Origin of the sequence: Moorena sp. SIO4A1 (genome assembly GCF_010672065.1) — a bacterium.
Taxonomy (GTDB): Bacteria; Cyanobacteriota; Cyanobacteriia; order Cyanobacteriales; family Coleofasciculaceae; genus Moorena.
Genome location: NZ_JAAHHX010000781.1, coordinates 1 through 1,342, shown reverse-complemented (window position 1 = coordinate 1,342; position 1,342 = coordinate 1). Strand labels below are relative to the sequence as shown.

The 1,342-nt window shown below is 42.3% G+C and carries 1 protein-coding gene; it reads right to left on the bottom strand.

The window, feature by feature from the left end; translation table 11 throughout:
- Window positions 1-37: 37 nt before the first annotated feature.
- Window positions 38-967 carry a cobalamin-binding protein gene (locus F6K53_RS42845; RefSeq protein ID WP_366511451.1) on the bottom strand — a complete coding sequence of 310 codons (930 nt, stop codon included), beginning with the start codon at window positions 965-967 and terminating at the stop codon, window positions 38-40.
- Window positions 968-1,342: the final 375 nt, after the last annotated feature.

Here is a 1,342-nt window from a genome sequence, read left to right as displayed (position 1 = left end):
TTTTCCAATTTTCCAGGATAAGTTTCTTAAGCATTTCCTACCTCAAACCGTTCCCAGCCAGTGCCTTGATAACCAAAGGTGAACAGGTCTGGATGCAAATTTCAGCTATCATTTCTACTGAATCGACTAGTCTTGGTCCTGGACGATTGAAATACGCATTACCATCAGTAACAAAAACCTTACCCTGGCGTACGGCTTGCAAACTTGACCACTGCGAATGGTGAGCCATCTGTTGGGTTTCTTGTTTTGTGCGTTCCAAATCAAAGCCGCAAGGCATTAAAATAATTACATCTGGATCAGCTTTGACTAAAGCATCCCATTCCAGATAAGGGGAATGTTTACCTAAAGCCCCAAACAGAGGATTACCACCTGCAATGGTGACTAATTCAGGAATCCAGTTACCAGCAGCCATCAGAGGATCAGTCCACTCGATGCAAGCAACAGTAGGGCGGTCATTTTCTGACATTTCCTGTGTCTTTTGCTTACAGGTTTCGACACGAGACTGTAATTGCTTCAGTACAGATTGTGACTCTACTCCCAGGATGACAGCAACTCGTTCAATATCTGCCCAAACTTCTGTTAGCAAGTTTGGCTGCAAGGAAATTATCTGAGGCTGGCTATTTGTAAGGTTGGCAACTGCTTTCTCGACCACATCGAAGTTGACAGCACAGACATCACATTGATCTTGAGTAACAATGTGGGTTGGTTGCAGTTGTTCTAAAACATCAGTTTTTACTTGGTAAATACTCAAGGCACGTTTTACCAAATTGTTTATATCATCATCAATCTGGGCACTAGGTTTGTCGCTATTGATTTGAGCCTCGGTGCAGACAAGTCGATTTTTGATGGTTGCGGGATAGTCGCATTCGTGGGATCGCCCCACAATGGCATCAGCTAATCCTAAAGCTGCCACAATTTCCGTGGCACTGGGGAGCAGAGTAACAATTTTCAGGTTTTGTGAAAGCATAGTTTAGATGTTGATAAGTTCAGTGTGATCGCATCTCTTGTAGGGTGCGTTAATGAAATGTAACGCACCGCCACATTTAATTTTCGGTGGGTTACGCTCTTGCTAACACTATAGGCTAATTTTCGGTGCGTTACGCTACCGCTAACACACCCTACATAAGAAAAAGCGAACGCATCTCTTGTAGGGTGCGTTAATGAAATGTAATGCACCATCTATAGCATAAAATGTAATGCACCATCTATAGCATGAAATATAACCCACCATCTATAGCATAAAATGTAATGCACCATCTATTTGCATTGCTCAAAATAAACGAGTATATAATACAATTAATGGCCGAAAAAAACAAGTGCTAGATCGGAAGGAGCACACATC